Origin of the sequence: Anaerolinea thermolimosa (assembly GCF_001050195.2) — a bacterium.
In the GTDB taxonomy this organism is placed as follows: domain Bacteria; phylum Chloroflexota; class Anaerolineae; order Anaerolineales; family Anaerolineaceae; genus Anaerolinea; species Anaerolinea thermolimosa.
In genome coordinates, this window is sequence record NZ_DF967965.1 from 1469411 (window position 1) to 1496348 (window position 26938).

Below are 26938 nucleotides of genomic sequence, written 5' to 3' on the forward strand. Positions count from 1 at the left end.
AAAATCTTATCAAACGGGGATATATTAAGGGTCGATTATTCGATGGAGGTGAGTAATATGTCAGATAACAAGAAGGAATTACAAGCCATCCCCTTTAAAGCCGAGACCCGCCAACTCCTCAATATCCTGATCCATTCCCTCTATTCTGAACGAGAGGTATTTTTACGAGAATTAATATCAAATGCCAGTGACGCTCTAACCCGTCTGCATTTTGAAACTTTAACCAATCGGAACATCCTGGATCCTGATGTTGAAATGGGGATTTGGATTACCCCCAACGAAACAGAACGCACCCTCACCATTCGTGACACCGGGATTGGCATGACCCTGGAAGAGATGGTTGAAAACCTGGGAACCATCGCCCAGTCCGGAGCGCGTGTCTTCCTTCAGGCGGCTGAATCCAACCCCGGTAATCTTTCTGACATCATCGGGCAGTTTGGTGTGGGTTTTTATTCGGCCTTTATGGTTGCCGAATGGATTCGGGTTGAATCTCGCTCATTCAGGCCAGAAGCTCAGGGAGCAATCTGGTTCTCTACGGGTGATGATACATTTACTGTCGAACCGGCAGACATCCACACCCGTGGAACCACAGTGACCATTAAACTCAAAGAAGATGCTTTGGAGTTTACCAGGTCCTACCGCCTGCGGGAAATTATTAAAAAACATTCTGATTACATTCCATATCCTATTTATCTTGGTGAAGACAAGGAGCAGGTCAACCAACAAACCGCCCTCTGGAGAACCCCTCCTCGTGAGGTTGCAAAAGAACAAGCGTTTGAATTTTACCGACAATTAACCCTCGACTTCAATGAACCATTGACTTATCTTCATTTGAATATTGATGCGCCGGTTCAGTTGTATGCCCTTTTATTCATTCCTTCCACTCCTGAAAAGCCCCTTTTCTCCCCAAGGAAGGAAGACGGGCTAAAACTGTATGCCAGAAAAGTACTGATCCAGGAATATTGCCGGGACATTCTCCCTAATTATTTCCGCTTCGTTCAGGGTGTCGTTGATTCAGAGGATATTCCTTTAAACGTTTCCAGAGAAACCATTCAGGCATCAAAAGCCATGCCGCAATTAAAGAAAGTTGTAACCCGAAAACTTCTGGATCATCTCAACGCAATGGGAAAAGACCAGGCCGATAACTATGCGAAGTTCTGGAAGGCTTTTGGTGCATACATCAAAGAAGGTGTGGCCACCGATCACGAAACCCATTCAGATCTTGTTCCCCTTTTGCGTTTCGTAACGCTCAACCATCCCGATTCGCTGATTTCCCTCGACCAGTACATCGAGGAAGCCCACCCAGACCAGAAAAAAATTTACTACCTTCTTGGAGATGACCCTCGAGCTGTTTTCCACAGTCCACACCTTGACCTGTATCGCAAGAATAAGGTAGATGTTCTTCTTCTCTCCGACCCCCTTGATCCTTTTGTTATGCTCTCTCTGACCCAGTATAAAGATTATTCTCTGGTCAATGCTGCTCTTGAAAAACCTCAAACCTCGAGCCAGGAGCCTGAACCAGAGCCAGAAGAATCCCTCCCTCTTGATGAAGTGAATCGCCTCATTCGCCTCTTCAAAGAACGACTGGGAGAGAAAGTATCTGAAGTGCGGTCAACAGACCGATTAACGACATCACCGGTACGGCTGGTGAATAAAGACGGATCACTGCAACAGGAAGTACAGAAAGTGTATCAGCTCATGCGAAAAGAATATACCTTACCGGAAAAAATCCTTGAGATTAATCCATCCCATGAGCTGATCAAGCAATTATCCTCCCTTCCGGAAGAGGATGAAAGGGTACCTCTAGCCATCGACCAGCTGTTCGAAAATGCTCTCCTAATCGAGGGCTTGCACCCCGACCCCGCAGGAATGGTCGACCGAATCAATCGACTTCTGAAAACTGCCTTAAAATAAAAAAAGGACTTCGAAACTGTGGAGATGCTCTCCACAGTTTCGTTTATAAATGATTAATGGCTTCAAAATTCGTTACTTTCAGGTCATTAAATGTGTTTAAAATAAGTTTGGTTAATTCATATATGACCTTGTTAGTCAACTTATCATTCTTGTAATGATCTTTTTGGAGGATAACAGTGAAGAACTCAGCGATAGATGCCATCATGCACCCGGAATCCCTGGCCGTGGTTGGTGCTTCCACCACCCCTGGAAAGATCGGATATACCGTTCTCGAAAACCTGGTTAAGCAAGGATATACAGGGAAAATTTACCCGATCAATCCCAGTGCTGATGAGATCCTGGGATTGAAATGCTATCATTCCATCCTGGAAGTTCCAGGCACGGTTGATGCTGCTGTCATGACTATCCCTGCCAAACTCGTCCCTCAGGCTGTTGAGGAATGTGGTAAGAAGGGCGTTAAAGGGTTGATTATCATCACTTCTGGTTTCAGCGAAGTCGGGAAGAGAGAACTGGAAGAACAAATCGTCGATATAGCCCACCAGTATAATATGAGGATTCTGGGGCCAAACATTGTAGGTGTTTTATCGAACTCAGATAAAATGAATGCTTCGTTTGCCCCTTACCTGCCATTACCAGGAAAAGCCACCCTTGTCAGCCAGAGTGGTGCATTGTTGATCGCCATTGATGCATCCACCTATACCCGGGGCGTTGGCTTCGATAAGCTGATTTCTATCGGCAACATGTCAGACCTCGACTTTGCCGATATGATCGCCTGGCTTAATGACGATCCCAATACATCTTGCGTGACTCTTTATGTAGAAGGATTTAAAAACGGTCGACGTTTTATGGACGTTTGCCGGGCGTCATCCAAACCAATCATTGCATTAAAATCGGGTGTTTCTGCTCATGGAGCAGCGGCAGCAGCATCTCATACCGGTTCGCTTGCCGGCGCAGCCAAGGTATATGGGGCAGCTTTCGAGCAGGCTGGTGTCGTTCAGGCTTCAGACCTGGATAATCTCTTCGATCGAACCCTTGCCCTATCCCTGCAGCCTCCTATGAAAGGGGATAATCTTTTAATCATCACCAATGGTGGAGGTGTTGGTGTACTTGCCACCGATGCTGCTGAACGTTATGATCTGCCTCTGAAATTTGCCCCTGCCGAAGTTCAGGCCGAGCTGAAGAAACATATGCCTGAATTTGGATCGGCAAAGAACCCGGTTGATCTGACCGGGATGGCAGGGAATGAGTGGTACCACGACGCGATCAAATTCGCCTATGCCCACAATTGGGTAGATGGACTGGTCGTCCTGTATTGTGAAACTGCTGTAACCGATCCTTTGGAGATTGCCAAAAGCATCAAATCCGCCCTTGATGAATCAGGCACTAAGGGGAAGCCCGTGACTGTTTCTTTCGTCGGTGGAGAACGTTCCGAAAAAGCCATGAGCTGGCTGGTCGATCATGGCATTCCCGCGTATGGTGCTCCCGATACCGCAGTCAATGCAATGGCCGCCCTCAGGGAATTTGCCCGCATGAAGGAAATGGTGAACGAATCAGTCGCCGCCTGCGGAGAGGAAGGTCGGGCTGAGGCTTTGAAAGTCATTGAACATGCCCGGGCTGAAGGTCGGGATTCGCTGACTGAAATTGAAGCGAAACAGGTTTTCTCTGCCTACGGCCTCCCCGTAACGCGAACAAAGCTTGCCACCTCCGAAGACGAAGCCGTTGCCATTGCCAGGGAAATTGGTTTCCCGGTAGTGATGAAAATTGTATCCCCTGATATTCTCCACAAATCCGATGCAGGTGGGGTCAAGGTCAACATCAAAGACGAAGCTGCAGTACGTGAAGCCTACCGGGCTATCCTGACCAACGCGCGAAATTATAAATCAGACGCCAATATTCACGGCATCGCCATCCAGGAAATGGCACCCTGGGGGACCGAGGTCATTCTCGGGTCAGTTAACGACCAGACTTTTGGCCCAACGATGATGTTTGGTCTCGGCGGGATTTTCGTCGAAGTCCTTAAGGATGTAACCTTCCGGGTGGCTCCAGTGGCAACCAGCCAGGCTCTGCGAATGTTGGCCGAAATCCGTGGAGCGCCCATCCTCGCTGGCATTCGGGGAGAAGAACCTCGCGACCGAAAAGTCCTTGCAGAGACGATCTGCGCTTACTCCAATATGATTCTCGACCTGGCAGATGAAATTGCCGAGTCGGATGCCAATCCCGTGCTGGTATATGCCGAAGGCAAAGGGGTCAAAGTAGTCGACGCCCGGATTATTTTGAAACCCCGTCCATAAATTATTCGCTAATTAGGGAAAGAAAAAAAACAAGGCCGGTGGGCTTCCACCGGCCTTGTTTTGCATCAGGTTTTTTCTCTTAATGATTGTCTAGCCCCTACCCATGGTTGCCCCAGACGGTTACGCTCTGCCACCTGAACACTTGATAATTTTCCTCCTATCTGAGCCGCAATTAAAGCCACCTGTCCCCAATCTTCTGCCAGAACCGCCTTTTCCATTTGCTCCCCCAGCCGGGCAGACCAATCCCACTCCATACGGAATCGGTCGGCTTTTAACCAGTATCCTTTCTTTTCCCAGGCGGTCACCGAGGTTTCAATCGTCTCAGAAATTGCCTGTAATGCCAGAGCAATGTAAGCCGCCAAATCTCGGCTGGTATCATCTGGCTGCGTCTGCTTCATCAGTTCCCGGAGCGCAAGGACTGTAGATTTTGCCAGTCGATTTCGCTCTTTACCCGCGCTATCCGGATTGATGACTCTTCCCATGAAAACCTCCCAATGGTTTAATCCCGAGGATTATACTGGAAAATTCCAGCCTTAGTAATAAATGGATTCCAAGAAAACCGCCCCAGGAAGGGGCGGAGAGATTTAAGCCGTTTTCTCTCGAATGTAATTTTCCACTTCATGAAGGGCTTGCGGTAGCTTTTCAGCATCCCGACCACCGGCCTGGGCCATATTCGGGCGGCCTCCTCCTCCGCCCCCTACCACCTGTGCAACTCGCTTCACCAATTCACCGGCGTGAAATCCCCTTCGTATTAAATCATCGGTTACTGAACCGACAATGAGCGGCTTTCCATCCATCACACTGGCCAGAACAATGACTCCCTGCTGTGGATGTAGTTGGCGAAACCGATCAGCCAGCGAACGCAACGCATCAACATCAGCCCCGGGAATCTCTACGGCGAGGTATGTAATATCATTCAGGACTTTGGTGTTTCGTAATAGAGTTTCAAAACGCTGCGTAACCAGTGCCTGACGTAAGGTATGATTTTCCTTCCGAACCGCGGCCAATTCATCGAGTAAATTCTCCACTTTTACAGGAATTTCATCCAGTGATGAGCTTAATTTCTCAGCTGTGGCTCGTAAGATACGGAACCGTTTCTGAACCAGCTCATACGCAGCTCTACCTGTGACTGCCTCGATACGCCGAATACCTGCCGCAGCGCTTCCCTCGCTGGTGATTAAGAAGAGTCCAATATCTGCTGTTTCTTCCACGTGAGTGCCACCACATAATTCATACGATATGGGTTCAGTGGCCCCAATGGTCACGGTTCGCACATTTTCGGCATACTTTTCACCAAATAACGCCATGGCGCCTTCTGCCACAGCTTGCTGTAATGGCTTTACTCGTGTCTCAAGCCGATAATTAGCCAGGATTGCATGATTAACCCCCTCTTCGATTCTCTCAATCTGCTCCTGTGTCAGAGCTTCTGGATGCGTAAAATCGAATCGTAGACGATCCGGAGCAACCAGCGACCCGGCCTGACGAGCATGGGAGCCAAGAACGGCCTGGAGTTCAGCATGAAGGAGATGAGTCGCTGTGTGATTTCTCATGATGTCTCTGCGTCTCGCAGCATCCACCCGAGCAATCGCTCCATCTCCAACTTTTATTACACCGCGAAGAACACGACCGCTGTGCACAATGATACCCGCGGCGGGTTTCCGCATTGCTTCCACCTGCAGCTCCCAGCGCGGCTCAGATGTAGAGACTATCTTCCCTGTATCTGAGACCTGCCCCCCCGATTCAATATAAAAACACGTTTTTGGAAGAATCACCTCTACTACGTCTCCAGGGAAAGCCTCGCCTACCACCTCTCCTTCCCGGACGATCGCCAGCACTTCTCCTTCAACCTCAATCGCAGAGTAAGGGTCGTAAACCACACCGTCGTTGTTTAACTTTGCCTCTTTTCGTAAATTTTCAAAGACCCGACGATAAATGTCCACATCCTCGCCACCAAGAGGCCCAAAGGCTTTCCCCGCGCCTGATGCTACCCGGTGTGCTTCCATTGCCTCTCGGAAGCCCATTTGATCCACTTCCAGGCCCTGTTCACGAGCAATATCTCTGGTTAACTCAAGAGGTAATCCATGGGTTGCATACAGTTCAAAGGCCACCTGGCCATCAAGTACCTGTTCTTTCCGTTCCTTCAAATCATTCAGATAAACCTGAAGTTGACTCACCCCGGTTTCAACAGTGCGTTGAAAGCGTTCTTCTTCTCGGGTGATATTTGAAAGAATTGCATCCCGATTTTTAACCAGTTCAGGGAAAAAATCGCCATAACGATCAATCACCACTTCCGCAACCTTTGCAAGGAAAGGTTGGTTTAAGCCAATTTTGCTCCCAAATCGCGCTGCCCGTCGGATAATCATCCGGCACACATAATTACGTCCGGTATTGCCCGGAACAACCCCATCAGCAATTAAAAAGGCTGAAGCTCTGGCATGGTCAGCAATTACCCGGTAAGGGGTGAAATTATTCTCCCGCTCTTCATCGGTATGACCGGTCATCTCTTGAACTTTCATAAGCAACGGCCAGAAGAGATCGGTACGGTAATTAGAGTTTACTCCTTGGAGTAAAGAGACGATACGTTCAAACCCCATTCCTGTATCCACGTGCCTGGCCGGTAATGGCTCAAGGGTAGACGGCCCTGTCCGATTATATTGAATAAACACAAGATTCCAAATTTCCACAAACCGTTTACAGTCCCCGTTAACCTGACACACATGACCGGGAACTCCCCTCTTATCACAGGCCTCTTCGCCGCGATCATAATTAATTTCACTGCACGGACCGCAGGGGCCTGTATCGGCCATTTCCCAAAAATTATCTTTTCGGCCAAAGAACAGAACATGGTCTGTAGCCATTCCCGGCTGTGATTTCCATATCTCAGCCGCTTCCTCATCCGTCGGGATTTCTCCCTTTTCATCTTTGAAACAGGTGGCGTACAACCTTGATGGATCAATTTCAAAAATCTGAGTTAGCAATTCCCAGGCCCAGCTAATAGCTTCTTTTTTGTAATAATCCCCAAAGGACCAGTTCCCCAGCATTTCAAAGAAGGTATGGTGCGTATCATCACGACCCACATCGTCCAGATCATTATGTTTTCCAGCAACCCGCATGCATTTTTGTGAATTGACCGCCCTTTTATAGGGTCGGTGATCCGTGCCGAGAAAAACATCTTTGAATTGAACCATACCAGCGTTGGTAAACAACAAGGTTTGATCCCCGCCTGGAACCAGAGAGGACGAGGGCACAAAAGTATGTCCTTTTTGTTCAACAAAAAACCGGATAAATGTCTGACGAATTTCTGAGCCGCTCAACTTGTTTTTCATATAACGCCTGATCTCCGTTTCTCTCCCAATCGTGCCTGAATTATACGCAACAAGAGGCATGGAAGCAATGAAACACCAGCCAGCAGCAGGATTATTTCCAAACCGGGCTTTCTAAAAAAGTCGTGAACGTTTGTAAAAAGCTGGTTTCAAAAATTATTACTTTTGTATTAAAATCAATTCATGGAAATTCAAATCGCCGTTGCAAAGACCAATAAATACGCAACATCCGAAAGCGGAGATACTCTGGAAACTGTCGAACGGCCCAACGGAGGCGTTTCGGTTGTTCTGGCTGATGGACAAACATCAGGAAAAGGGGCCAAAGTTATATCCTCTATGGTCGTTCGCAAGGTGATTAGTCTGCTCGCTGAAGGGGTTCGAGATGGAGCTGCAGCTCGGGCAGCTTCAGATTATCTCTACACTGAACGGGGCGGGAAAGTCTCAGCCACCTTGAACATCCTTTCAGCAGATCTGCAATCTCACACCATCGTGATTACCAGTAATAATCATTGCCCGGTCATCATTGCTCAAGGTGATCATATCGAATGCCTGGCTACTGAGAGCTCACCCATTGGCACATCCCGAAACATTCGCCCCACTATTACCGAGATACCTTTAGAAGGGCGTACGACGGTAGTGATGTATACTGATGGCCTGATGCACGCCGGAGAACAGTACGGCGAGTCACTGGATATTTGCACCCTCCTCGAGTCTCATCTGGAAGAACAGGAACCCACTGCTCAGCAAATAGCCGATGCCATCTTATTGCAGGCCCTTCGTCTGGACCAGAATCGTCCCAATGACGATATGAGCGTGGTCGTCCTCCGGGTATTACCTCGGAACACAGATCAAATTCGCCGCATGGTCGTCAGATTGCCATTTGGGCCTGTTGCCGATGAGTGAGTTATGCCTTCGATATCCTCGAGGCAAAACTGGAGAAAACTTAAAGCTGGGTGGCGTGATACCCGAATCTTACTCGGACAATTTCGCCGTCCCCTTTATATTTTTATTTTTTTAATGGTAGGGTGCGGCGCTCTTTATGACCGCCTTTCCCAGTTTACTGCTTCCCCTACATCATCCTTTATTGAAGGTGTGTATGATGTTCTCACCCTGGTTTTTCTTCAACCCATCGAACCTTTTCCGAACGAATGGTATTTACAGCTTTTTTACTTTATCCTTCCAGTAGCCGGTATTGGTCTTCTTGCACTGGGGCTGGCCGAATTTGGAATCATGTTTTTTAATCGGAGCGCACGAGGAAAGGAATGGCAAATGGCCGTAGCATCCACACTTTCAAACCATATCATAGTGGTGGGTTTAGGCCATCTTGGTTATCGGGTTGTGTTGCATCTCCACGATCTGGGCCATGACCTTGTAGTCATCGAATTATCTTCCAAACCTCACCTCTGGAATCACCTGCAGAAACTCGGAATTCCCGTCCTCGAAGACGATGCAACCCGCCCGGATATTCTCTCTGCAGCGGGGGTACGGCAGGCTCAAACGATCATCCTTTGTACTCAGAATGACAGTTTGAACCTTGAGGTCGCCCTTAAAGCCCGAAATTTTAATCCTTCGATCAGGGTAGTGATTCGAATTTTCGATAATGATTTTGCCGAATTACTCCAGAAGCAATTTGGCTTTTACGCCTTGAGCGCCACAGGAATGGCCGCCCCTCTTTTTGCTGCAGCTGCTACCAATATCGATCTCACGCCCCCCATCCTGATCGAAGGACAACCTCACATTCTTGCTCGCCTTGAGATTTCCGAATTCTCCAGCCTCGACGGTTTAAGTGTAAACGAGATTGAAGAAAAATACCACACAAGCCTGATTTACCTGGCTCAAGATGGTCGAACAATGTTTCATCCTGAAGGATCAATCTCTGTGCACAAAGGAGCCTCTCTGGCCCTTTTTGGCACACCAGCCAATATCAACCTGGTCTTAAATGAGAACCGAAGTTGATATTCCACTAATCGGCGTTGTTGGCCCCTGCACCGCAGGAAAAACCACACTCATCCAGGGCCTGAAAACGATCGGGATCACTGCCCGGCATATCGCACAGGAACATTCCTTTGTTCCCACCATGTGGCAAAAAATCACCAATCCCGACGTTTTAATTTTTTTGGATGTAAGTTATCCCGAATCCTTAAAACGGCGAAAAATAAACTGGAATGAAGCCGAATACCTGGAACAACGGAGGAGGCTGGCTCATGCTCTCGCCCATGCCGATTATTATATCCACACCGATTCTCTCACTCCCACAGTGATTCTCGAGCAGGTCTTGGCTTTTTTAGAAAATCATTATCCAGCCCTCAGGCTCCAGAAATAATAGTATAATCCCCCTTTAGCCAGCCATTGGCTGGCATTTGCATGATCGGAGGCATTTGAAGGAATGAGACGCCACTACATTACCCTGGCTCTAATCGTCTTGCTTCTCGCTTTGGTGATCTGGTTAAACCTTCCAGGCCCCGGCATTTCGATCGGTTCTTTTTACCGGAGCATGCAACCTGTATTAGGGCTTGACTTGCGGGGAGGAGTTCAGGTGCTTTTAGAAGCTGACCTCCCTGAATCCACCACCATTGACCCTCAGGCTATGGAAGATGCCCGTCAGATTCTTGAAAACCGCACCAACGCACTCGGCGTGGCCGAAAACCAATTCCAGGTGGCTGGCGAACGCCGCATTGTGGGTGAGTTCCCAGGCCTGAGTGACCCGGAGCGGATTATTTCTGTCATCCGTGAAACAGGGCTGTTGGAATTTGTAGACCTGGGTGATACCCCTATTCCCGATGGAACTGTCATCAAGACAGACTTCGGGCAAACCGGGCAAGATGTCAGTCCTACTCCCACTCCTCAAACCGATTCAACAACTTCTGGAACTGAAGACCCAACCAGTAAAATCTGGCATACCATTATGACCGGAAAAGAGCTGAAAAGCGTTGGGGTCTCTACAGATGGGAAAGGCGGTTATGAGATCAATTTTGTCCTCACTACCAACGGCGCCCAAATATTTAAAGATTACACTACCAACAACGTGAACAAACACCTTGCAATTGTTCTGGACAAAAAGATTATCTCAGCCCCCAGGATAGAAAGCCCAATTCCAGACGGACAGGGACGAATTACTGGCCAATTTACCTACGATTCAGCCAATGCCCTGGCAATCCAGATGCGTTACGGGGCTCTACCCATTCCCTTTAAGGTAGTAGAAAGCCGGGTGATTGGCCCAACCCTGGGAGAAGACTCATTGAAAAAGAGCCTTCAGGCGGGTTATATCGGTTTCGCAATTGTTATCCTCTTTATGGCCATTTATTACCGATTGCCCGGTATAATGGCCAATCTTTCCATCGGTGTCTATGCCTTAATCGCCCTGGCATTGTTTAAATTAATCCCTGTCACCCTCACACTTCCTGGTATTGCCGGCTTCCTGCTCAGTACCGGAAGTGCCCTGGACGCCAACATTTTGATTTTCGAGCGCTTTAAAGAGGAAATCCGCAGCGGACGGACCTTCTTCCAGGCATTAGATTTAGCCTGGAAACGTGCTTTGCCCTCCATTCGAGACTCCAACATTGCAACATTAATTACCTGCATCATCCTCTACTGGTTTGGTTCTCAGTTTGGAGCGACGATTGTCAAGGGCTTTGCATTTACACTCGCCCTCGGAATTGGGATTTCCCTCTTCTGTGCCCTGGTGGTTACCCGGACACTCCTCTACGTTTTGGTTGACCAGATGAAACCCCAGGCCAAACACCTGAAATGGTTTGGGCTGGTTGAATAAGGAGTTAGTCATGCTTGACATCCTCGGTAAACGCTATGTCTTTTTTGGCATTTCATTACTGCTGATCGTCCCGGGTCTGATTGTCATGGCCATTTTTGGGCTCCCGCTCTCCATCGATTTTAAAGGCGGAACCCTGCTCGAGATCCAGTTCGCGTCAGGAAACCTCCCTTCCACCGATCAGATCCTATCAGTGTATAACGACCTTGGCCTCACTGATGCTCAAGTGACGACCACCAGTAATGGCGTCATGATCATTCGTTCATCTTTTATGAGTGACGAATTACGCTCCACGGTCGTCAATGAACTTGAGAAAAAGGTCAATGATCAGATTACCGTTCGACGCTTCGATAGCGTTGGCCCTACCATTGGACGAGAAGTGGCCGGTCGGGCAGCCATTGCAGTCGGTGCTGCAGCAATTGCTGTGATTATCTATATCACCTTTGCTTTTCGCGGTATCCCCAATGCTTTCCGTTATGGGGTCTGCGCGGTGATCGCCATGCTTCATGACGTACTGGTGGTGATTAGCCTCGTTTCAATCGGTGGCCAATTATTCGGGTGGCAGGTCGATGCTCTCTTCTTGACCGCTCTCTTATCTGTTATCGGATTCAGCGTTCAAGATAAAGTTGTGGTCTTTGATCGTATCCGCGAAAACAGCATGATCTATCGAAAATTAGACTTTGAGAAACTGGCCAACCATTCCATCGTCCAGACCCTTCAACGCTCGATCAATACTCAGCTCATGACGGTAGAATACATGCTTCTGGCCCTTGCACTGTTTGGCGGTGTGACTCTCCGTGAGTTCGCGGTCATCCTGTTGGTCGGTCTATTCATGGGAACCTACTCCTCCATTTTTATTGCCGCTCCCACCCTGGTGATCTGGGAGAATGGCGAATGGCGGCGGTGGTTCCATCGCAAAAACCAGGCCGCGGCCTGATTGGATACTCCCTAAAAAAGCAAAGGCTGACCATGCAAGGTCAGCCTTTGCTTTTTCGTTAACAAATCGACGTCATTGAATTTCTCTCGGATCGGGGTCTTTTTTCCTTAACCCAAAGGCCTCCAGACGATCGTAGAGAGCCCGTGTCCCCAATACGGGAATAAATAACGGAACACCAAGGAAAGCGGGAAGAATAAGGAAGACGCACAACGCAATGATTAGAATCTCAAGGATCATTAATCCCACAGTAAAGAAAAGTGTTCCAACAGCCATAAAAAAGCCATTTCTCAAAGCAAGCAATATCCGCTCTTCCTGCTGAGCCATGAAAAACGGCACCGTATAAAATTGTGTCATTAACCACAAACCAGTCAACACCATGACGAACACCTGGGCCGCAAATGCAAAGGGCGAGTTGACCTGTGAATAAAAAGTGAAATTCACCACGGCAATAACCAGCACCAGGAGGTTAAGCGCTCCCCAACCGAGTGATTGCCAGAAATACTTTTTAGCCCCTTCAAACATCCCTTTAATCCCACGGTTTTCGCCGGTACGGATCATTAAATTAACGACGTAATATACACCAAAGGTTGCGGGCGGTCCAAGGATGATGGTAACCTGAGCTATTAACCAGAGAATACCCATCACAGTCATGTCAAGCCAGGCGTCATACCAATCCACCGCGCTTTTTCCAAAGACTCTCAGAAATGCAGGCAGGTGTAGTTTCATGACCATCTTCCATTCTAAAAACAACATTTTTTCGCTATCATATCATAAAAACTGGAGCCTTTTACAGGCTCCAGTCGGGAACAGCAAGTTGGTTATACGAAATCCAGCTACTTATGCACAATTCGCGGTGCCAGCCATTGCGCCCGGTCCTGGTTCATTGCTCCATTAGCCATCACGGTCAGGATAAATTTAACCTCCTTACCAGCCAGGCTGCTTAAGTCCACACTGACACTCTGGTATTTATCATCATATTTCTCGTTCCAGGATGCCAGGGTAACGATCGATTCGCTACCAATCTGGTAATCGAGCTGGAACTTGACATCACAGTTAGTCGCCTTGTAGGAACACATCACGATTGCAAGAAATTTATCTCCGTCTTGCACTTTGTAGGCTGGATATTTACCGCGAATGATTCCATCGGTAATTGCCTGCGGTTGGGTAACCAGAGCTGGTTCGTCATCTTGCGTACCGGTTTCCAGGACAGCATTTTCGACCCGGAGCACAAAACCCTTAGAATCTCCATCTGAACCAGGGCAGGTTAAGGTACCGGCACCACTCGTCCATTCAGCCGCGCAGAAAGAATTGACAAAATCATAAGCATAACCTGATGGAGACGCTTTCACTACTATTTCCACATAAAATGCGGAATTTTTACTCCCAAGACCGAACTCAACCCCTGATGCATTGCGAAGTTTCCAACTGCTTCGGTATTTTCCTTCTGATGTTGGCGCCGTTAACGTCACCGAAACATCAATCGTTTCACCAGGTTTTACATTGGCACTCAGAGGCTGAGGAGAAGCTCCTCCCATCCTTTCGCCTGAGGAAAAGATCAGAGCATACCCTGTAGTCCAGGTACAGGCCCCGGTGTTCTTGATCCGCCAGATTTTTGTAAAGCTCATTCCCGGAGCTACTACCGTACCATCCGGTATCGTTACATCAGCCACAAATCCCGCCTGATCACACGGAATGGAAGTCGCCGTGGGTAGAGGTGGAACCGGGGTAAACGATGGTAATGGAGTAAAAGAAGGTAGCGGGGTGGCTGAAGGATATGGCGTCTGGGTAGGTAGAAGCATCGTTGGTGTTGGGGATGCTTCAGTTGTGGTTTGTTTTCCGGCTTCGGTTTGAAGTGCAGATATCTGGGTTTGCAATGCAATCACCGTAGCCGTCATTCGCCCCTGTTCAATGATAGCAGCGCTCTGCGTGGCAACTTCACTTTCGCTTACCCCAGGAGCAAATAGATTACAAGATAGAGCGACGAAAAGGATCATGAGGGCAACCGGAATTATGGAAAGGGAACGTTTCATCTTCATCCTCCTGCTCCCGCCACCATATGTGGACGGATGCAATGTCATTTTCACATTAAAGACGAATTATGGATTAATCAAGTTCCTGTATCTTTTTTAATGGGCATAATAGAATTATAAGCGGTATTAACAAGGACAATGTTAGTCTGTCCACGCGAAAGATCTCTCAACCCATTGCAAAACATAGAAACATTTTCTTCTCTGAGTCTAACGCTTATGGTTACATCGCCAGCAAAATCTTCGTCGAGAATAACTCCCTGAAATTCTTCAATCAATTTTCTTGTGCGCTCGAAGAGGGAATAGGGAATAGTCATCATCACATCCGATACCACAACCTTTTCAGCAACGGGCAAAACGGCCAGTACCTCTTTGGCAGCCTCAGAATAAGCTCTTACCAACCCTCCTGTGCCCAGCTTAATACCTCCAAAATACCTGGTTACCACTATCCAAATGTCACCCAAACCACTCCCCTGTAAAACCGCCAGAATTGGCCGTCCAGCAGTACCAGATGGCTCTCCATCATCACTGCAATGCATCGTAACACCCGCCCCATGACCAATAATAAAAGCAGGCACATGATGGGTTGCATCCGGAAATTCGTTGCGAATATTTTGGATCGAACTACGTGCCTCTTCAACCGAGAAAGCTGGTCCTGCAGTGGCAATGAATTTTGACTTTTCAACTACCATTTCAATACGTGCAGTTTCAAAAGGAACAATCCAGGCCATGGTCTCCTTCTATACAAATCCAGGTACAATGATTACCAATCTTGATCGAAAGGTTCTAAAAATTAGCAATGCATCTCGCATATTTTATTACCCCCCATGGTTTTGGTCATGCAGCCCGTGCCTGTGCTGTAATGATCGCTCTCCAAAAGATAGAATCTTCTATTCATTTTGATATCTTCACCACGATCCCGGAATGGTTTTTCCACGAATCAGGAATCGTTTCTTTTACTTACCATAAAATTGTAACGGATATTGGATTAATCCAGCATAATGCGTTTGAAGAAGACCTGGAGGAAACCTCCAAAGCGTTACATCGGTTTATTCCATTTTCCCGGGATTTAGTTTCTGGTTTGGCTGAACATCTTCAGCAACTGGGAACCCGCCTGGTTTTATGCGACATTGCTCCCCTGGGACTCTCCATCGCCGCTCAGGCAAAAATACCTTCAGTGTTAATTGAAAACTTCACCTGGGACTGGATCTATAACGGGTACACGGTTAATGACCAGCAATGGCCGCAAATGATCCATTATCTGCATGAGCAATTCCAAAAGGCGACCTGCCATATTCAAACTCGCCCCGTTTGTCTTCCTGTTTCATGTGATCTGGAAACCGAGCCTGTTAGCAGACCTACTCGATCTCCTTCTTCAATCCGTCCCAGACTGGGCATCTCTCCAGAAGAGAAAATGATATTGATCACCCTGGGTGGAATTGAAGGACAAATGGATCATTTTCTTCCGCCCCATTTTCCGGATCATTGGATACTGGTCTTTCCAGGGGCTGCGCGTAATTGCCAGCGGGACGGAAATATCCTCCGGCTTCCTCATCACCATGGATTTTTTCATCCCGATCTTGTAAGCGCCGCTGATGTTGTAATCGGTAAACTGGGATATAGCACTTTAGCAGAATGCTACCACACAGGCACTCCCTTCGCCTTTATTCCTCGAGACCATTTTCCCGAATCCGTTCCGCTGACAAACTTTGTTCTTGAGCGCATGCATGGTATCCGAATCGATCCGGCAAATTTTATCCATGGCCATTGGATTGATCAGCTCGCCACTCTCGTCAACTCCCCGACGATAAAAAGATCAGCCCCCAATGGAGCTGATCAAATCGCCGATTTTATCCTTGATCGATTCTTTCCCTGAAAAAATCAATCGACCCTGCCAAGAACCTCAAGGTCAAAAGGAACGCCAATTTCCTGACCAGTCGTAATCAACTGCCGCACCACTTCTTCCATCAGAGGCACCCCCTCGCGCTCATACTTCTCAGTCAACTCAAACTCCTTTTCTCCATGGATGTAGATCCGTTCTTGGCCGGCTGCTTTAGGTGCATCTTTCAACAATTGGATATAGCGATCCAAATGTTCCTTAAATTCCTCCAGGGGCCGGAATGCATCAATGCGTACAGCCGCGAAGAAATGCCCCACATCTGCCGGGAGATTGGTATTGGGACGCCCAACCTCCGGCCCGGTAGCGGCACCAGAAAGTACTCCTGAAAAAATATCCACAAGCAGGGATAAACCATATCCTTTGTACCCTCGCATGATATCCGTCCCGCCGAGAGGCATTAAGGCTCCCCCCTTTAAGACAGCATTCGGGTCTCTGGTAACCTGTCCATCCTTATCGATACCCCATCCTTCAGGAATCTCTTTCCCTGCCTTTTGATACACCGTGATTCTCCCTATGGGCACAATACTCGTCGCCATGTCGAGAACATAGGGACGTTGTTTCCCGGCAGGAACCGCCACAGCAATAGGATTGGTTCCAAGCAGGGCTGTGCGCCCATACGTGGGAGCCACCAGCGGCTGTGAATTGGTAAAGCTGATACCGATCATATCGTATGGAAGGGCCATCATGGCATAATAACCAGCGATCCCATAATGGTTGCTATTTCGAACCGTCACCATGCTAATTCCGGACTCTCGGGCTTTCTCGATACAACGAGTCATGGCATAGTAGCCAACCACCTGGCCCATTCCCGCTCCACCATCCAGGGCAAGGGTAGTAGCAGTTTCGTTAAGCACCTTAATTTCAGGTTTTACAGCAATAAGCCCTCGGCGAATACGGCTCCCATAATAAGTGTCCAGACGAATAACACCGTGCGAGTCCACCCCGCGAAGGTCTGCTGCAACAAGAATATCTGCGATGATTTTGGAATCCTCATCCGAAATTCCATGCTTTTTAAAAAACCGTACAACATATTCCCGCAAATCGTTTGCCCGGTACAGTAACTTCGCCATTGTTCCTCCTGCTTCCAAGCGAATAACACACCATCAAAGGATACACTACGTGTATTATAATCATGTTCAATCACTGGCGACCCGATTTTTTTCACACAAATGAGGTCTATAATGGCATATCCTTTGATGCTACGTGAACTGATCATTCACCTGGATACAGGTGAATACAATATTCTCCCGGTGAATAATCCCAAAATCATCGGACCAGTAGATTATGGGTGGGATAAGTACCACACCAATTTGCACATGACCGGTCGCCGTGATCCTGAAATCATGACCTTTGGGGGTGGGCCGCTGGCCGGATCTCGCATTCCGGGAACCCGCCGCCTCGTCTTTACTGGTTATTCCCCCCTTTGGGACGGATTTTATATTTCCAGCCTTGGCGGGGCAGCTTATATCTTCCATCGTGTTGGAGTAGATTTTGTTACTCTGATTGGCGCGGCCCCAGAAGATTCAGTCCTTTTGTTGAATCATCGAAACGGTGATGTTCAGATCCGCCTCGAGCCTATCAATCCTGACTTAATCTGGACAGGATATGCAGATAACGAGGGCAACCGTACTATCGGTTTTTATGCCCTTCAACAGGCCATCTATGATCGCTATAAGCACGAATATGATGATGACTGGGTCCGGGTTTTCTGTGTCGGGCCCGCCGCGAGAAACACTAATCAGGGCATTATTGGTAGCAATCACATCCGAAAAGGAGTCATCACTCCCATTGACGATTGGGCTGGAAGAGGAGGCTTGGGGAGCCGTTTATTGCAGGTGCATCATCTTGCCGGTTGTATCTTCGGAGGAGACTGGATCGACCCTGACCTTCAGGATTCCAAGGAAATCGACGCCTATTTCCAGACCTATTACCAGCAATCCATGATTAAAACCGATCTGGGTGCAACCGAAAAATATCGATATGTACCTGGCTTTCAGACCGGAGGTACTTTTGGTGTTAACATGCACACCGTTGAGGAAAAACTATTGAGCTTTAACTATACCTCGGTCTATTACGAAATTTCTCAACGTCTAGAGCAACATAAAAATTTTATCCTCAATCATTATCTCAAACAATTTAACGAAGAAATCATTGAACCTAAATTATTCAGCCATTGCGGTGAACCCTGCTCTGTAGTTTGCAAAAAATACAAAGATCAGTACAAAAAAGATTACGAACCTTATCAGGCCCTTGGCCCGCTGTGTGGTGTATTTGATCAGCGTGCTGCAGAGGAATTGAACCATTTTGTAGATGCGATGGCCCTGGATGCAATTCAGATTGGGGGTACAGTATCCTGGCTGATGGAATTAATCACCGAAGGATTGATAGATCCTTCAGATTTTGGCCTTCCTCCAGCCGATCAGCTTCATTTCCAGTTTGCCTCTGGTCCTGATGAGTTCGACGTGGTGAAAGATTCACAGAGAAATGCTGACTATGCAAAGAATATCATCTCCATGATTTTATTCGAGCCCCAGGGAGAACCCTTCCGCAAAGGGATTCGCTTTGCGGCAAAATACCTGGATGAAAAAGCTCATCGAGATGAACCGGGAAAAAGAAGCATCGACCGGGCAGTTTTTACCTCTCATGGCCGAACAGGATGCATGACCCCCAACCAGTACTGGGTTCCTGGTATGCTCGCCCCCATGCCGATGATGGGAAAGTATTTCGTATATTATGGAGGCGAATACCTTGCACCACGTGAGCTTGGCAGGCAATGTGTATATCGCATGGTTTACGAGCTTTTCAGCGAAAATAGCGGGGTATGTCGATTCCACCGAAAATGGGTAGAAGCCATCATTGATGAAATCATTACCGCTCATTATGATCTGAACCTGGATTATAAAAAACACCAGTTCTTGTTAAGCCGGGAGATTTTTGATCATGAAGGCCCAACTGTAGTTTTCTGGGAAAGTGGCCGTGTGATCGACATGCTTGAGCGCTTTTTACAAGATTGGGTCGACCGTGGCCTTCAAAATGCCGATCTGCAAAATTGGCTGGAACGATTTAAACAGAACAAACGTCAGGCGGCCTGGGAATTTTGGGAAGAGGTACGCGCAGGGATTGAAGAGGCCTTTATGGCTGGCCCAGAAGCTGTCCCCGATATTCTCCCACCTTATCGGGCAGCTCGATTGGATATTATGGAACAGAAAAAAAACTCTAGCTGATTCAATAGCATGGCGAAACAATCTCCATATTCTCGCCTTGTTCTTCGAGAAAAAAGCCAGTCATACCTGCTTGTTTCGCTGATCAGTTTTGCAGGTACGGTTATCTTAACTCGTCTGTTCCTGGAAATTACAGGCTACCCGCGTCTGGGTCATGGAGAAATCCACATCGCCCACGTCCTTTGGGGAGGATTAGCCTTGTTCATCGCTGCAATTCTCCCTCTCATCTTTATCCATCGCCGGGTTTTCATGCTCAGTGCATTATTGAGTGGAGTGGGCATCGGCCTTTTCATCGATGAAGTTGGAAAATTTATTACAACTACCAATGATTATTTTTATCCGGTTGCCGCACCCATTATTTATGCGTTTTTCCTGGGCTTAGTACTCCTCTATATACGCTTGAAAAAATTTGAAAAACCAGACCCCCGGACCAGGCTCTATCAAATTCTGGAAGATTTTTCTGAAATTTTAGATGGTGATTTGGAAATTGAAGAACAGGAAGACCTTGAGACTCGAATTTCTCAACTTGTCCAGGAAACCGAGGATCCAGATCTTGGTAGACTCGCACAGTCTTTATTACAGTTTATCCATTCAAAAGATCTCAAGCTTGTTGTTCACCAACCCGGTAGATGGGAACGCCTTATTCGTTCCGGCATGCAATTCCTTGGTTGTATCCCAGAGCGAACCTTCAAATGGTTCCTTATCACTGCTTTATCCATCGTAGGGGGCATTGCATGGTTTGAGCTGGGTAGTCTGTTACAGGCCATTTCTGCTGATGGAAGCTTTTTAGAAAACCTGATCTTTTTGGGGGTGATTCATGGCGAAGTACGATCGCAAATTGGGGCTTTCTGGTTCATTATTCACCTCATCCTCCAGGGATTGGTTGGGTTATCAGCCATATCAAGCAGTTTGTTTCTGATTTTTAAAAAGGATCAACTTGCCCTTTCACTGGGAACCATGAGTATGATTTTTTCCTTAACTGCCGTCAACCTTTTATATTTTTTTGTCGATCAATTCAGCGCTGCCTTTGCTGCGATCTTTCAATTATTGGTTCTACTCGGTCTATCTCAATACCGCCGGAAATTATCCTCCCGCTAAATCTATTCTTCCAAATCTAAGCCAGTACATGGCGATACTCCCGGCAATCGCCACGTTGAGAGACTTTTTATCTCCCATCATCGGTAAATAAACCACATTCTCACATACATCCATAATGCCGGCATCAATGCCGGTCAATTCATTTCCAAGCACCAGAGCCAATGGATCTGGAAGCTTCAAAGAAGTATCAAACAGTGATCTGGCCCTTTCTCCTCCTTCCAAAGCCCAGACATGGTATCCTTGTTTTTGTAGGGCGATACAGGTTTCGTATCCGTCAGAGTAATATTGCCAGGCGACATGATTCTCAGCTCCCAGCGAAGTTTTACGCACCGCCATGGCTTCGGGGGTGGGTGTGATTCCACAGAGGTGGATTTTCCGAACCCCCGCCCCACTCGCAGTGCGGAAGATGGATCCTACATTCCACCCGCTGCGAAGATTGTCTAATACAATTTCAAGAGTTGGTTTTCCTGCTTTCTCTATCTGAGGTATTTCAAAAGCCGATGAACGACTTGTGACAAGAAAAGTATCTGACCGACAACGTGGACAACGTCTTCCACGGCCCACCCCGGACAGTTGTGAAAACCTTAATCCACAATCCGGGTTTTTACATTTCAAAGTTTCAATCAACATAGGACTGATTCGGTGACTCCAGTGAGAAAATAAAAATGAAAACTCATGAAGGAATGATAGAATTATGATGAATCCCAACCAAAATGAGGAGGTTTTCTTTCGGAATATTAAAAACGGCCCACTAAAAATTGAATTTTGATTGTACTCGAAAATTCATTTATTTATATCTACAGGAAAAACGTATGACACCAATCCAAAATAATCTTCGTATAGGGGTATATGTTGATGTGGCCAACATCTATATGAACGGAGGTCAGCGAATGCAATATGATGTGCTCCGTGAATTCGCCTGCCGTGATGGAGCAGAACCCATTCGATTAAATGCCTATGTCACCTACGATACTGAGCGCGCCAATGACGATGAAGAATATCGAAAAGGAGCTTCCAGTTTTCACGCCGCTCTTCGCGACCTTGGCTATAAAGTAATTGTAAAAGAATTACACTGGTATATTGATGATGAGGGGAACCGCATAGCAAAGGCAAACTCTGACCTTGAACTTGCAGTAGATGTCATGCTCCAGGCTGATAAACTTGACCGGGTGCTCATTGCATCCGGAGATGGTGATTTTATCCAGGTGGTGAGAGCACTCCAAAACAAAGGTTGTAGAGTAGAAGTAGTTGGGTTGGAAAATGTTTCTACTCGGCTGAAGCAAGAGGCCGACCTATACTTATCAGGATTTCTCATCCCCAACTTGATCCCGGTTGATTATGAAGGGCGTTATGAACAACCCCCCGCCTGGGGAGATATAGGTTCCCGAGTGCGTGGTTGGTGCTACTGGCACAGCGAGCAGGGATACGGTTTTCTCCGCTTTATTAAAAATATCAGTCCGTCTTTATGGATAACCGATACCCGCCACCCCGATTCTCCTTACGGTACAGTTTTCTTCCACGACTCAAACCTGCCCACTTCCATTAACCCATCCAATCTTCCAAGCAGATCATTCATCTTTGAGTTCGAGCTCAGTAAGTCAGACCGCGGATCAGGGATACAGGCCATTGAAATAGATCTGGTCAGCCGATCGTAACCCTATAGAAAAATAGTTTTATCCGGCACAACGCCGGATTTTTTAATTTCATGCAAAATCCATTCCTGATCTACCGGTAATCGATTCACCCTGACTCCTACAGCATGGTAAATGGCATTGGTAATTGCCGGCACCGTTGGAATAATTACAATTTCCCCTACCCCTTTGGCTCCGTAAGGCCCTTCAGACGTCGGGTGTTCCACCACGAAAGAATGAATTTCTGGAGTGTGAATGATAGAAGGAATACGATATTTCGAAAATCGATCCGTAACCACCTTTCCTTCTTCCACCCAGAAAGCTTCAGTCAGAGCATGGCCAATTCCCATCATTACGCCGCCTTCGATCTGTCCTTGTAACCCCAAAGGATTCACAGCAAAACCAACATCATTAGCAGTAATTACCCGAATTACCCGAACCTCACCCGTCAACCGATTGACTTCAACCTCCACCGCCTGGGCCGCAAATGAATAAGCAAAATGCATATCGCCATCTTCACCAAGCGGTCGGGTTTCAGGAGCATAATAAGTATAAGTCGTCACCGGCGAACGTCCTTCCCGGATCATGAGATCAGCTATTTTTTCTAGGGTTACCCGTTCATCCCCTACCACAGCCAGCCCTTCTTCAAAACGAATTCGCTCCGGAGAAATATCATAATGTTCAGAGAGGAATCCAATGATCAGTTCCCCAAGGGCATGGGCTGCATACCTTACAGCATTTCCTGTTACATAGGTCTGTCTGGATGCCGTCGTAGGACCACCGTCGGGCGTTAAATCAGTGTCTGATAATAAGACTCTCACCCGCTGGGGACTTTGCATTAATTCCTGCGAAGCAATCATCTGAAGTACAGCTGGCAAACCCTGACCGAGTTCAGCGGAGGCAGTCCGCACTTCAAAGGTACCATCCGGATACAGCTCCACCTGGGCACCGGCTTTATCGGGAGCTCCTCCTCCCAGGCCTGTATTTTTATAAGCCGTTGCAAACCCCCAGCTCCTTACCAGGTGGGGAGCTCCATCTACCATTTTCGGAGAAAATGGATCACTACCCCCAATTCGCCGCATTTCTGCTTCAACCTTGTCTATGCATTCCTGTAAACCCGCCGAATCCTTTAAAACTTGCCCGGTACTTGTGACGCTCCCTACACGCAATGCATTTTTCCTTCGCAGTTCCACAGGGTCCATCCCCAGGGCTTCTGCCAGACGATCCATCATAGATTCCACTGCAAAGGCCGATTGAAGCACCCCAAAACCCCGGAAGGCCCCCGCCGGGGGATTATTGGTATACATCGCATAACAATCTGCTCTGACAGACGGAACCTCATAAGGGCCCGAGGAATGGGTTGTGGCACGAGTCATGACTTTTTCCCCCAATGATGCATACGCCCCCGTATCGCCATAAAGTTCAGTTTGCATTGCCATCAGCGTTCCATCTCGCCTGACACCTACTTTTACCTTTATCTGAGTGGCATGGCGTTTCGGGTGAACAAGCATACTTTCATGGCGATCAAACAGCAGTTTCACCGGACGACGGGTCCTTTGAGCCAGTAACGCAGCATGGATTTGTCCGGCAATGTCTTCCTTTCCGCCAAATCCACCACCGATTGTCATCCCAATGACCCGAACCTGCTCATCTGGTACGCCGAGAGCTCTCGCCACCTGGCTCCGATCGGAATAAGGGATTTGTGAGCCAACATAAATTTCCATTCTACCGTCCGGCAAGGGTTTGGCGACACTGCATTCAGGTTCAATAAAAGCATGTTCGTACATAGGAGTGTAAAAAGTATCTTCCAGAATGATGTCCGCTTTTAAAAAGCCCTCGTTGATATCCCCTTTTCTCACCTTGATATGTTTTAACAGGTTGCCCTTTTCATGGACACGTGGGGCGTCTTCAGCCCTGGCCTGCACAGGATCAGACACTACGGGCAATACATGATATGAAACCTCAATTTCATTCATCGCCCTTGTTGCAATCTCACGAGTCTCTGCTGCGATAATCGCCACCGCGTCACCTGCTGTGCGCACTCTTTCCCCCACTCCTACCAGAATCGGCCAGTCCTGTATCACCAGGCCGTGATTCTTCTCCCCGGGAAGATCTTCGGCAGTCAGGATCGCAACCACTCCCGGAATTTTCTCGGCTTTGCTAAGGTTAATATCCATCACAATACCCGACGGAATCATTGCTCTTTTCACCCGGGCATGGAGCATTCCATCAAATGTAAGGTCATCAGCATACCGAGCAGTCCCGGTGACTTTTTGAATACCGTCTGGTCGAATATGTATCCGCCCCACAACCTCGTGAGCCTTCACCGCTTCAGGCACTTCAGGGGGTTCAACGGGTTTCCCCGTACGAATAGCTTTAGCCGCAGCCAGGATCGCCCGGATAATTGCTGTATATCCGCCACATCGGCAGAGGTTATCTTTCAAAGCATACCGAATATCTTCAGCCGTTGGATGATTATTATTCACCAAGAGGCCATACGCAGCCATAATCTGGCCTGGAATACAAAAGCCGCACTGCACAGCTCCATATAGGACGAAGGCTTGTTGTAAAGGGTGAAGAATTCGTTCATCGGGTTTCTCACCCGGTGAAGCCAGACCCTCAATGGTGATGATCTCACATCCGTGGGCACGTTTTGCCGGAAAAGAGCAGGAAAGAATCGCCTTCCCATTTAAAAGGACGGTACAGGCACCACATTCTGCTTCATTACACCCGATTTTCGTCCCAGTCAGCCCGAGCCGATACCTTAATAAATCAGAAAGCATTTCTCCGGGAATTTCCGGTAGGTGGTAATCAATCCCATTAACATTGATATCGATCCATTGACCATTAAAATTCATACCTTCTACCATTCTTCACCTGCCCTTTCCCATGCTACTGAAAACACCTCAACAAATAACTGTTTACAAACCTGGAGCCGGTATTCTGCCGTGGCTCTGTAAGGGCTGGTTCTGAAAGAAAACGTCTGCCGCATTAATTGGATGGCTTCGGAAATTGTTTCACGATTCCACGGCTTTCCCGCCAGGAAGGTTTCAATTGTAGAGGCTCTCTGAGGTTTGGGCCCCGATGGCCCAACCGCAATTCTTGTCTGAGTGATCGTGGTGCCCTCCCGTTCGATCCAGACTGCCATATTAAGAATCGGCAGGGCCACGCCCTGTGGTCGCATGATTCTCTGAAAACTCGAAGCCTGCCCGAAGTGGCGGAGAGGTATTCGAAAGCCTACCAGAATATCCTTACCCAGCATCAATGATGACCTGCCGGGGCCCTGGAATAAATCCAGGATGGGAACCAAACGGCTATCCTCGGCGTCTATAATCTCAGCCAGAGCATCCAGGGCCACAAGCCCGATTGTTCCATCTGCCGCTGGAAGTGCGTGGGCTACATTCCCGCCCAAAGTAGCCACGTTTCTCACCTGTGGCCCGCCAATCATGGAGCATCCTTCTGCAAGAGCCCGGGCGTGAAATTTGACGAGAGGCGAATCTGCAATACAATGGATTGGCACCGCCGCTCCAACAAAAAGGTAATCGCCATCCACCTCAAGGCGATTGAGTTCCTGGATGCGAGTTACATCAATAAGCGTGTGTACAGGTGCTTGGCGGCCTTGCTGGATATCCAGGAGAAGGTCTGTTCCTCCGGCAATGATTCGAGCCGGTTGTGGACTTTCAGATAGAAGTTGAAGCGCTTGCTTCAGAGTAGAGGGAAAATAATATTCTTTCCAGAGGCTCATTAGATCGGCGGCTCCTTACTACGGCGGCACTTTTCGACGGACTTCTAGCCCGACGCCGGTATGTTCATGACACACACCGACCGCCGATCGAATGACAGGTTTCTTTCGCCATTATAATACAAGCAATAAAAAGGTAGAAATGACTCGCATTAAAAAAACGACACTAATATTCCTTGGGTTCGTCGCGGTTTTTGTTATTTCATGCAACCTGTCTCTCTCGATTCATCCATCTGATCATTTTGCTTTGATGGACGGGGAAAAAATAAAGGCCACTTTTACTACCACGCCATCCTTAACCCCAACCCCAACCTCAACATTTACGCCAACCACAACATTTACACTCACTCCAACACTCACTCCATCTCCTACATCAACCCTTACCACCACTCCCACGACTCAATTGGTAACCGTCGGGCCGGGTGTGGTACCCGTTCCAGTCCTTTTATACCATCACATCGCCTCACCTTCAGGTAAGATAAACCGGTATTATGAAGAACCTGAAACCTTTAAAAATCAAATGGAATACCTGAAGAAAAATGGCTACCATACCGTTAGGGTTAGCGACCTGGTAAATGCTGTACGAGAAGGTTCCCTTTTTCCTGTAAAGCCAGTAGTCATCACATTCGATGACGGAGATCGTGATGTATACGAAAATGCTTATCCCATTCTCCAACAATTCGGCTTTACAGCAACCATATACCTGATTGGAAATGCCCTTAATGCCGATACTAACCTGTCGGTTGATATGGTGCACGAACTTTTAGCGAATGGTTGGGAAGTTGGTAGCCACAGTATGAGTCATACCGATTTAATCCAAAGCCAGAATCAGGCTTACGAAGTATGCACCTCACGGCAAAAGTTAATGGAGCAACTGGGCGTTCCTATCGATACATTTGCCTACCCTTACGGTCTGGCCGACGATCACTTAATGCAAATGGTTCGAGATTGCGGATACACTTCGGGTGCAGGATTGGGTTATTGGAACAAACACACACCGTACAATTTATATTATTTCAGCCGAAGAGAAGTAGAAGGTACTTTTACCCTCCAAAAATTCGACCGCCTTCTCGATACCTCAAACTAAG

At 47.7% G+C, this 26938-nt stretch carries 21 protein-coding genes; 12 read left to right on the plus strand and 9 right to left on the minus strand.

Annotated elements, in window-relative coordinates:
- Positions 1–57: 57 nt before the first annotated feature.
- Together htpG and ATHL_RS06670 are read left to right on the plus strand one after the other, a co-directional pair.
- Positions 58–1914, plus strand: coding sequence for a molecular chaperone HtpG (gene htpG / locus ATHL_RS06665; protein WP_062191211.1), 1857 nt, complete (start codon positions 58–60; stop codon positions 1912–1914).
- A 176-nt stretch (positions 1915–2090) separates the two neighbouring features.
- Positions 2091–4205, plus strand: a complete 2115-nt coding sequence (locus tag ATHL_RS06670; RefSeq protein ID WP_201797950.1) for an acetate--CoA ligase family protein — start codon at positions 2091–2093, stop codon at positions 4203–4205.
- Positions 4206–4270: 65 nt separating this feature from the next.
- On the opposite strand, the gene ATHL_RS06675 is transcribed toward ATHL_RS06670, so the two are convergent.
- Positions 4271–4687, minus strand: a complete 417-nt coding sequence (locus tag ATHL_RS06675; protein WP_062191217.1) for a hypothetical protein — start codon at positions 4685–4687, stop codon at positions 4271–4273.
- Between the two features lie 102 nt (positions 4688–4789).
- The gene (gene alaS / locus ATHL_RS06680) at positions 4790–7531 is read right to left on the minus strand and encodes an alanine--tRNA ligase (protein WP_084001300.1); all 2742 of its coding nucleotides are present in this window, start codon (positions 7529–7531) and stop codon (positions 4790–4792) included.
- Positions 7532–7711: 180 nt separating this feature from the next.
- On the opposite strand from alaS, the gene ATHL_RS06685 reads away from it, so the two are divergent.
- The 5 genes from ATHL_RS06685 (at position 7712) to secF (ending at position 12231) form a co-directional block, all read left to right on the plus strand.
- Entirely contained in the window at positions 7712–8431 is a 720-nt protein-coding gene (locus ATHL_RS06685) for a PP2C family protein-serine/threonine phosphatase (RefSeq protein WP_062191223.1), read from the plus strand.
- A gap of 3 nt (positions 8432–8434) precedes the next feature.
- Positions 8435–9484, plus strand: coding sequence for a potassium channel family protein (locus ATHL_RS06690; RefSeq protein WP_062191226.1), 1050 nt, complete (start codon positions 8435–8437; stop codon positions 9482–9484).
- Positions 9468–9851: a hypothetical protein gene (locus tag ATHL_RS06695; protein ID WP_062191230.1), complete on the plus strand. Its 384-nt coding sequence runs from the start codon at positions 9468–9470 to the stop codon at positions 9849–9851. The genes ATHL_RS06690 and ATHL_RS06695 overlap by 17 nt, the downstream gene beginning before the upstream one ends.
- 63 nt (positions 9852–9914) lie before the next feature.
- Positions 9915–11297 carry a protein translocase subunit SecD gene (secD, locus tag ATHL_RS06700; protein ID WP_062191233.1) on the plus strand — a complete coding sequence of 461 codons (1383 nt, stop codon included), beginning with the start codon at positions 9915–9917 and terminating at the stop codon, positions 11295–11297.
- A 10-nt stretch (positions 11298–11307) separates the two neighbouring features.
- On the plus strand, positions 11308–12231 hold the full coding sequence (secF, locus tag ATHL_RS06705; protein WP_062191236.1) for a protein translocase subunit SecF: 924 nt from the start codon (positions 11308–11310) through the stop codon (positions 12229–12231).
- A 72-nt stretch (positions 12232–12303) separates the two neighbouring features.
- Here secF and ATHL_RS06710 read toward each other — a convergent pair whose 3' ends face one another.
- The 3 genes from ATHL_RS06710 to ATHL_RS06720 form a co-directional block, all read right to left on the minus strand.
- A complete protein-coding gene (locus ATHL_RS06710) occupies positions 12304–12984 on the minus strand; it encodes a YesL family protein (protein WP_114679472.1) in 681 nt (226 codons plus the stop codon).
- A gap of 80 nt (positions 12985–13064) precedes the next feature.
- The gene (locus ATHL_RS06715; RefSeq protein ID WP_162787630.1) at positions 13065–14225 is read right to left on the minus strand and encodes an NBR1-Ig-like domain-containing protein; all 1161 of its coding nucleotides are present in this window, start codon (positions 14223–14225) and stop codon (positions 13065–13067) included.
- A 113-nt stretch (positions 14226–14338) separates the two neighbouring features.
- Positions 14339–14989, minus strand: a complete 651-nt coding sequence (locus ATHL_RS06720) for a YigZ family protein (protein WP_062191244.1) — start codon at positions 14987–14989, stop codon at positions 14339–14341.
- Positions 14990–15057: 68 nt separating this feature from the next.
- Here ATHL_RS06720 and ATHL_RS06725 point away from each other — a divergent pair, with 68 nt between their 5' ends.
- Complete coding sequence (locus ATHL_RS06725; RefSeq protein ID WP_062191247.1) at positions 15058–16134, plus strand: glycosyltransferase family 28 protein; 1077 nt, start codon at positions 15058–15060, stop codon at positions 16132–16134.
- A 5-nt stretch (positions 16135–16139) separates the two neighbouring features.
- On the opposite strand, the gene ATHL_RS06730 is transcribed toward ATHL_RS06725, so the two are convergent.
- Entirely contained in the window at positions 16140–17228 is a 1089-nt protein-coding gene (locus ATHL_RS06730) for an Ldh family oxidoreductase (RefSeq protein ID WP_062191250.1), read from the minus strand.
- 111 nt (positions 17229–17339) lie between these two features.
- On the opposite strand from ATHL_RS06730, the gene ATHL_RS06735 reads away from it, so the two are divergent.
- Positions 17340–19382 (plus strand): aldehyde ferredoxin oxidoreductase N-terminal domain-containing protein, encoded by a 2043-nt coding sequence (locus ATHL_RS06735; RefSeq protein WP_062191252.1) that lies wholly within the window; start codon positions 17340–17342, stop codon positions 19380–19382.
- 9 nt (positions 19383–19391) lie between these two features.
- Complete coding sequence (locus ATHL_RS06740; RefSeq protein ID WP_062191255.1) at positions 19392–20477, plus strand: hypothetical protein; 1086 nt, start codon at positions 19392–19394, stop codon at positions 20475–20477.
- Here the strand turns inward: ATHL_RS06740 and ATHL_RS06745 are convergent.
- Positions 20463–21107, minus strand: coding sequence for an RNA methyltransferase (locus ATHL_RS06745; RefSeq protein ID WP_084001238.1), 645 nt, complete (start codon positions 21105–21107; stop codon positions 20463–20465). The genes ATHL_RS06740 and ATHL_RS06745 overlap by 15 nt on opposite strands.
- A gap of 182 nt (positions 21108–21289) precedes the next feature.
- Here ATHL_RS06745 and ATHL_RS06750 point away from each other — a divergent pair, with 182 nt between their 5' ends.
- Positions 21290–22132, plus strand: a complete 843-nt coding sequence (locus ATHL_RS06750; protein ID WP_174233924.1) for a LabA-like NYN domain-containing protein — start codon at positions 21290–21292, stop codon at positions 22130–22132.
- Positions 22133–22134: 2 nt separating this feature from the next.
- Here ATHL_RS06750 and ATHL_RS06755 read toward each other — a convergent pair whose 3' ends face one another.
- Together ATHL_RS06755 and ATHL_RS06760 are read right to left on the minus strand one after the other, a co-directional pair.
- On the minus strand, positions 22135–24966 hold the full coding sequence (locus ATHL_RS06755) for a molybdopterin-dependent oxidoreductase (protein ID WP_062192338.1): 2832 nt from the start codon (positions 24964–24966) through the stop codon (positions 22135–22137).
- A gap of 5 nt (positions 24967–24971) precedes the next feature.
- Positions 24972–25853 (minus strand): FAD binding domain-containing protein, encoded by an 882-nt coding sequence (locus ATHL_RS06760; protein ID WP_062191262.1) that lies wholly within the window; start codon positions 25851–25853, stop codon positions 24972–24974.
- A 139-nt stretch (positions 25854–25992) separates the two neighbouring features.
- Between ATHL_RS06760 and ATHL_RS18845 the strand changes: the two genes are divergently transcribed.
- Positions 25993–26937: a polysaccharide deacetylase family protein gene (locus ATHL_RS18845; protein ID WP_162787631.1), complete on the plus strand. Its 945-nt coding sequence runs from the start codon at positions 25993–25995 to the stop codon at positions 26935–26937.
- Position 26938 lies beyond the last annotated feature (1 nt).

Bases quoted from the DNA above. Each gene is read 5' to 3' on its own strand.
- htpG (WP_062191211.1), top strand. From the start codon at position 58: ATGTCAGATAACAAGAAGGAATTACAAGCCATCCCCTTTAAAGCCGAG.
- ATHL_RS06675 (WP_062191217.1), bottom strand. From the start codon at position 4,687: ATGGGAAGAGTCATCAATCCGGATAGCGCGGGTAAAGAGCGAAATCGA.
- alaS (WP_084001300.1), bottom strand. From the start codon at position 7,531: ATGAAAAACAAGTTGAGCGGCTCAGAAATTCGTCAGACATTTATCCGG.
- ATHL_RS06685 (WP_062191223.1), top strand. From the start codon at position 7,712: ATGGAAATTCAAATCGCCGTTGCAAAGACCAATAAATACGCAACATCC.
- ATHL_RS06690 (WP_062191226.1), top strand. From the start codon at position 8,435: ATGCCTTCGATATCCTCGAGGCAAAACTGGAGAAAACTTAAAGCTGGG.
- ATHL_RS06695 (WP_062191230.1), top strand. From the start codon at position 9,468: ATGAGAACCGAAGTTGATATTCCACTAATCGGCGTTGTTGGCCCCTGC.
- secD (WP_062191233.1), top strand. From the start codon at position 9,915: ATGAGACGCCACTACATTACCCTGGCTCTAATCGTCTTGCTTCTCGCT.
- secF (WP_062191236.1), top strand. From the start codon at position 11,308: ATGCTTGACATCCTCGGTAAACGCTATGTCTTTTTTGGCATTTCATTA.
- ATHL_RS06710 (WP_114679472.1), bottom strand. From the start codon at position 12,984: ATGTTGTTTTTAGAATGGAAGATGGTCATGAAACTACACCTGCCTGCA.
- ATHL_RS06715 (WP_162787630.1), bottom strand. From the start codon at position 14,225: ATGATCCTTTTCGTCGCTCTATCTTGTAATCTATTTGCTCCTGGGGTA.
- ATHL_RS06720 (WP_062191244.1), bottom strand. From the start codon at position 14,989: ATGGCCTGGATTGTTCCTTTTGAAACTGCACGTATTGAAATGGTAGTT.
- ATHL_RS06725 (WP_062191247.1), top strand. From the start codon at position 15,058: ATGCATCTCGCATATTTTATTACCCCCCATGGTTTTGGTCATGCAGCC.
- ATHL_RS06730 (WP_062191250.1), bottom strand. From the start codon at position 17,228: ATGGCGAAGTTACTGTACCGGGCAAACGATTTGCGGGAATATGTTGTA.
- ATHL_RS06735 (WP_062191252.1), top strand. From the start codon at position 17,340: ATGGCATATCCTTTGATGCTACGTGAACTGATCATTCACCTGGATACA.
- ATHL_RS06740 (WP_062191255.1), top strand. From the start codon at position 19,392: ATGGCGAAACAATCTCCATATTCTCGCCTTGTTCTTCGAGAAAAAAGC.
- ATHL_RS06745 (WP_084001238.1), bottom strand. From the start codon at position 21,107: ATGTTGATTGAAACTTTGAAATGTAAAAACCCGGATTGTGGATTAAGG.
- ATHL_RS06750 (WP_174233924.1), top strand. From the start codon at position 21,290: ATGACACCAATCCAAAATAATCTTCGTATAGGGGTATATGTTGATGTG.
- ATHL_RS06755 (WP_062192338.1), bottom strand. From the start codon at position 24,966: ATGAATTTTAATGGTCAATGGATCGATATCAATGTTAATGGGATTGAT.
- ATHL_RS06760 (WP_062191262.1), bottom strand. From the start codon at position 25,853: ATGAGCCTCTGGAAAGAATATTATTTTCCCTCTACTCTGAAGCAAGCG.
- ATHL_RS18845 (WP_162787631.1), top strand. From the start codon at position 25,993: ATGACTCGCATTAAAAAAACGACACTAATATTCCTTGGGTTCGTCGCG.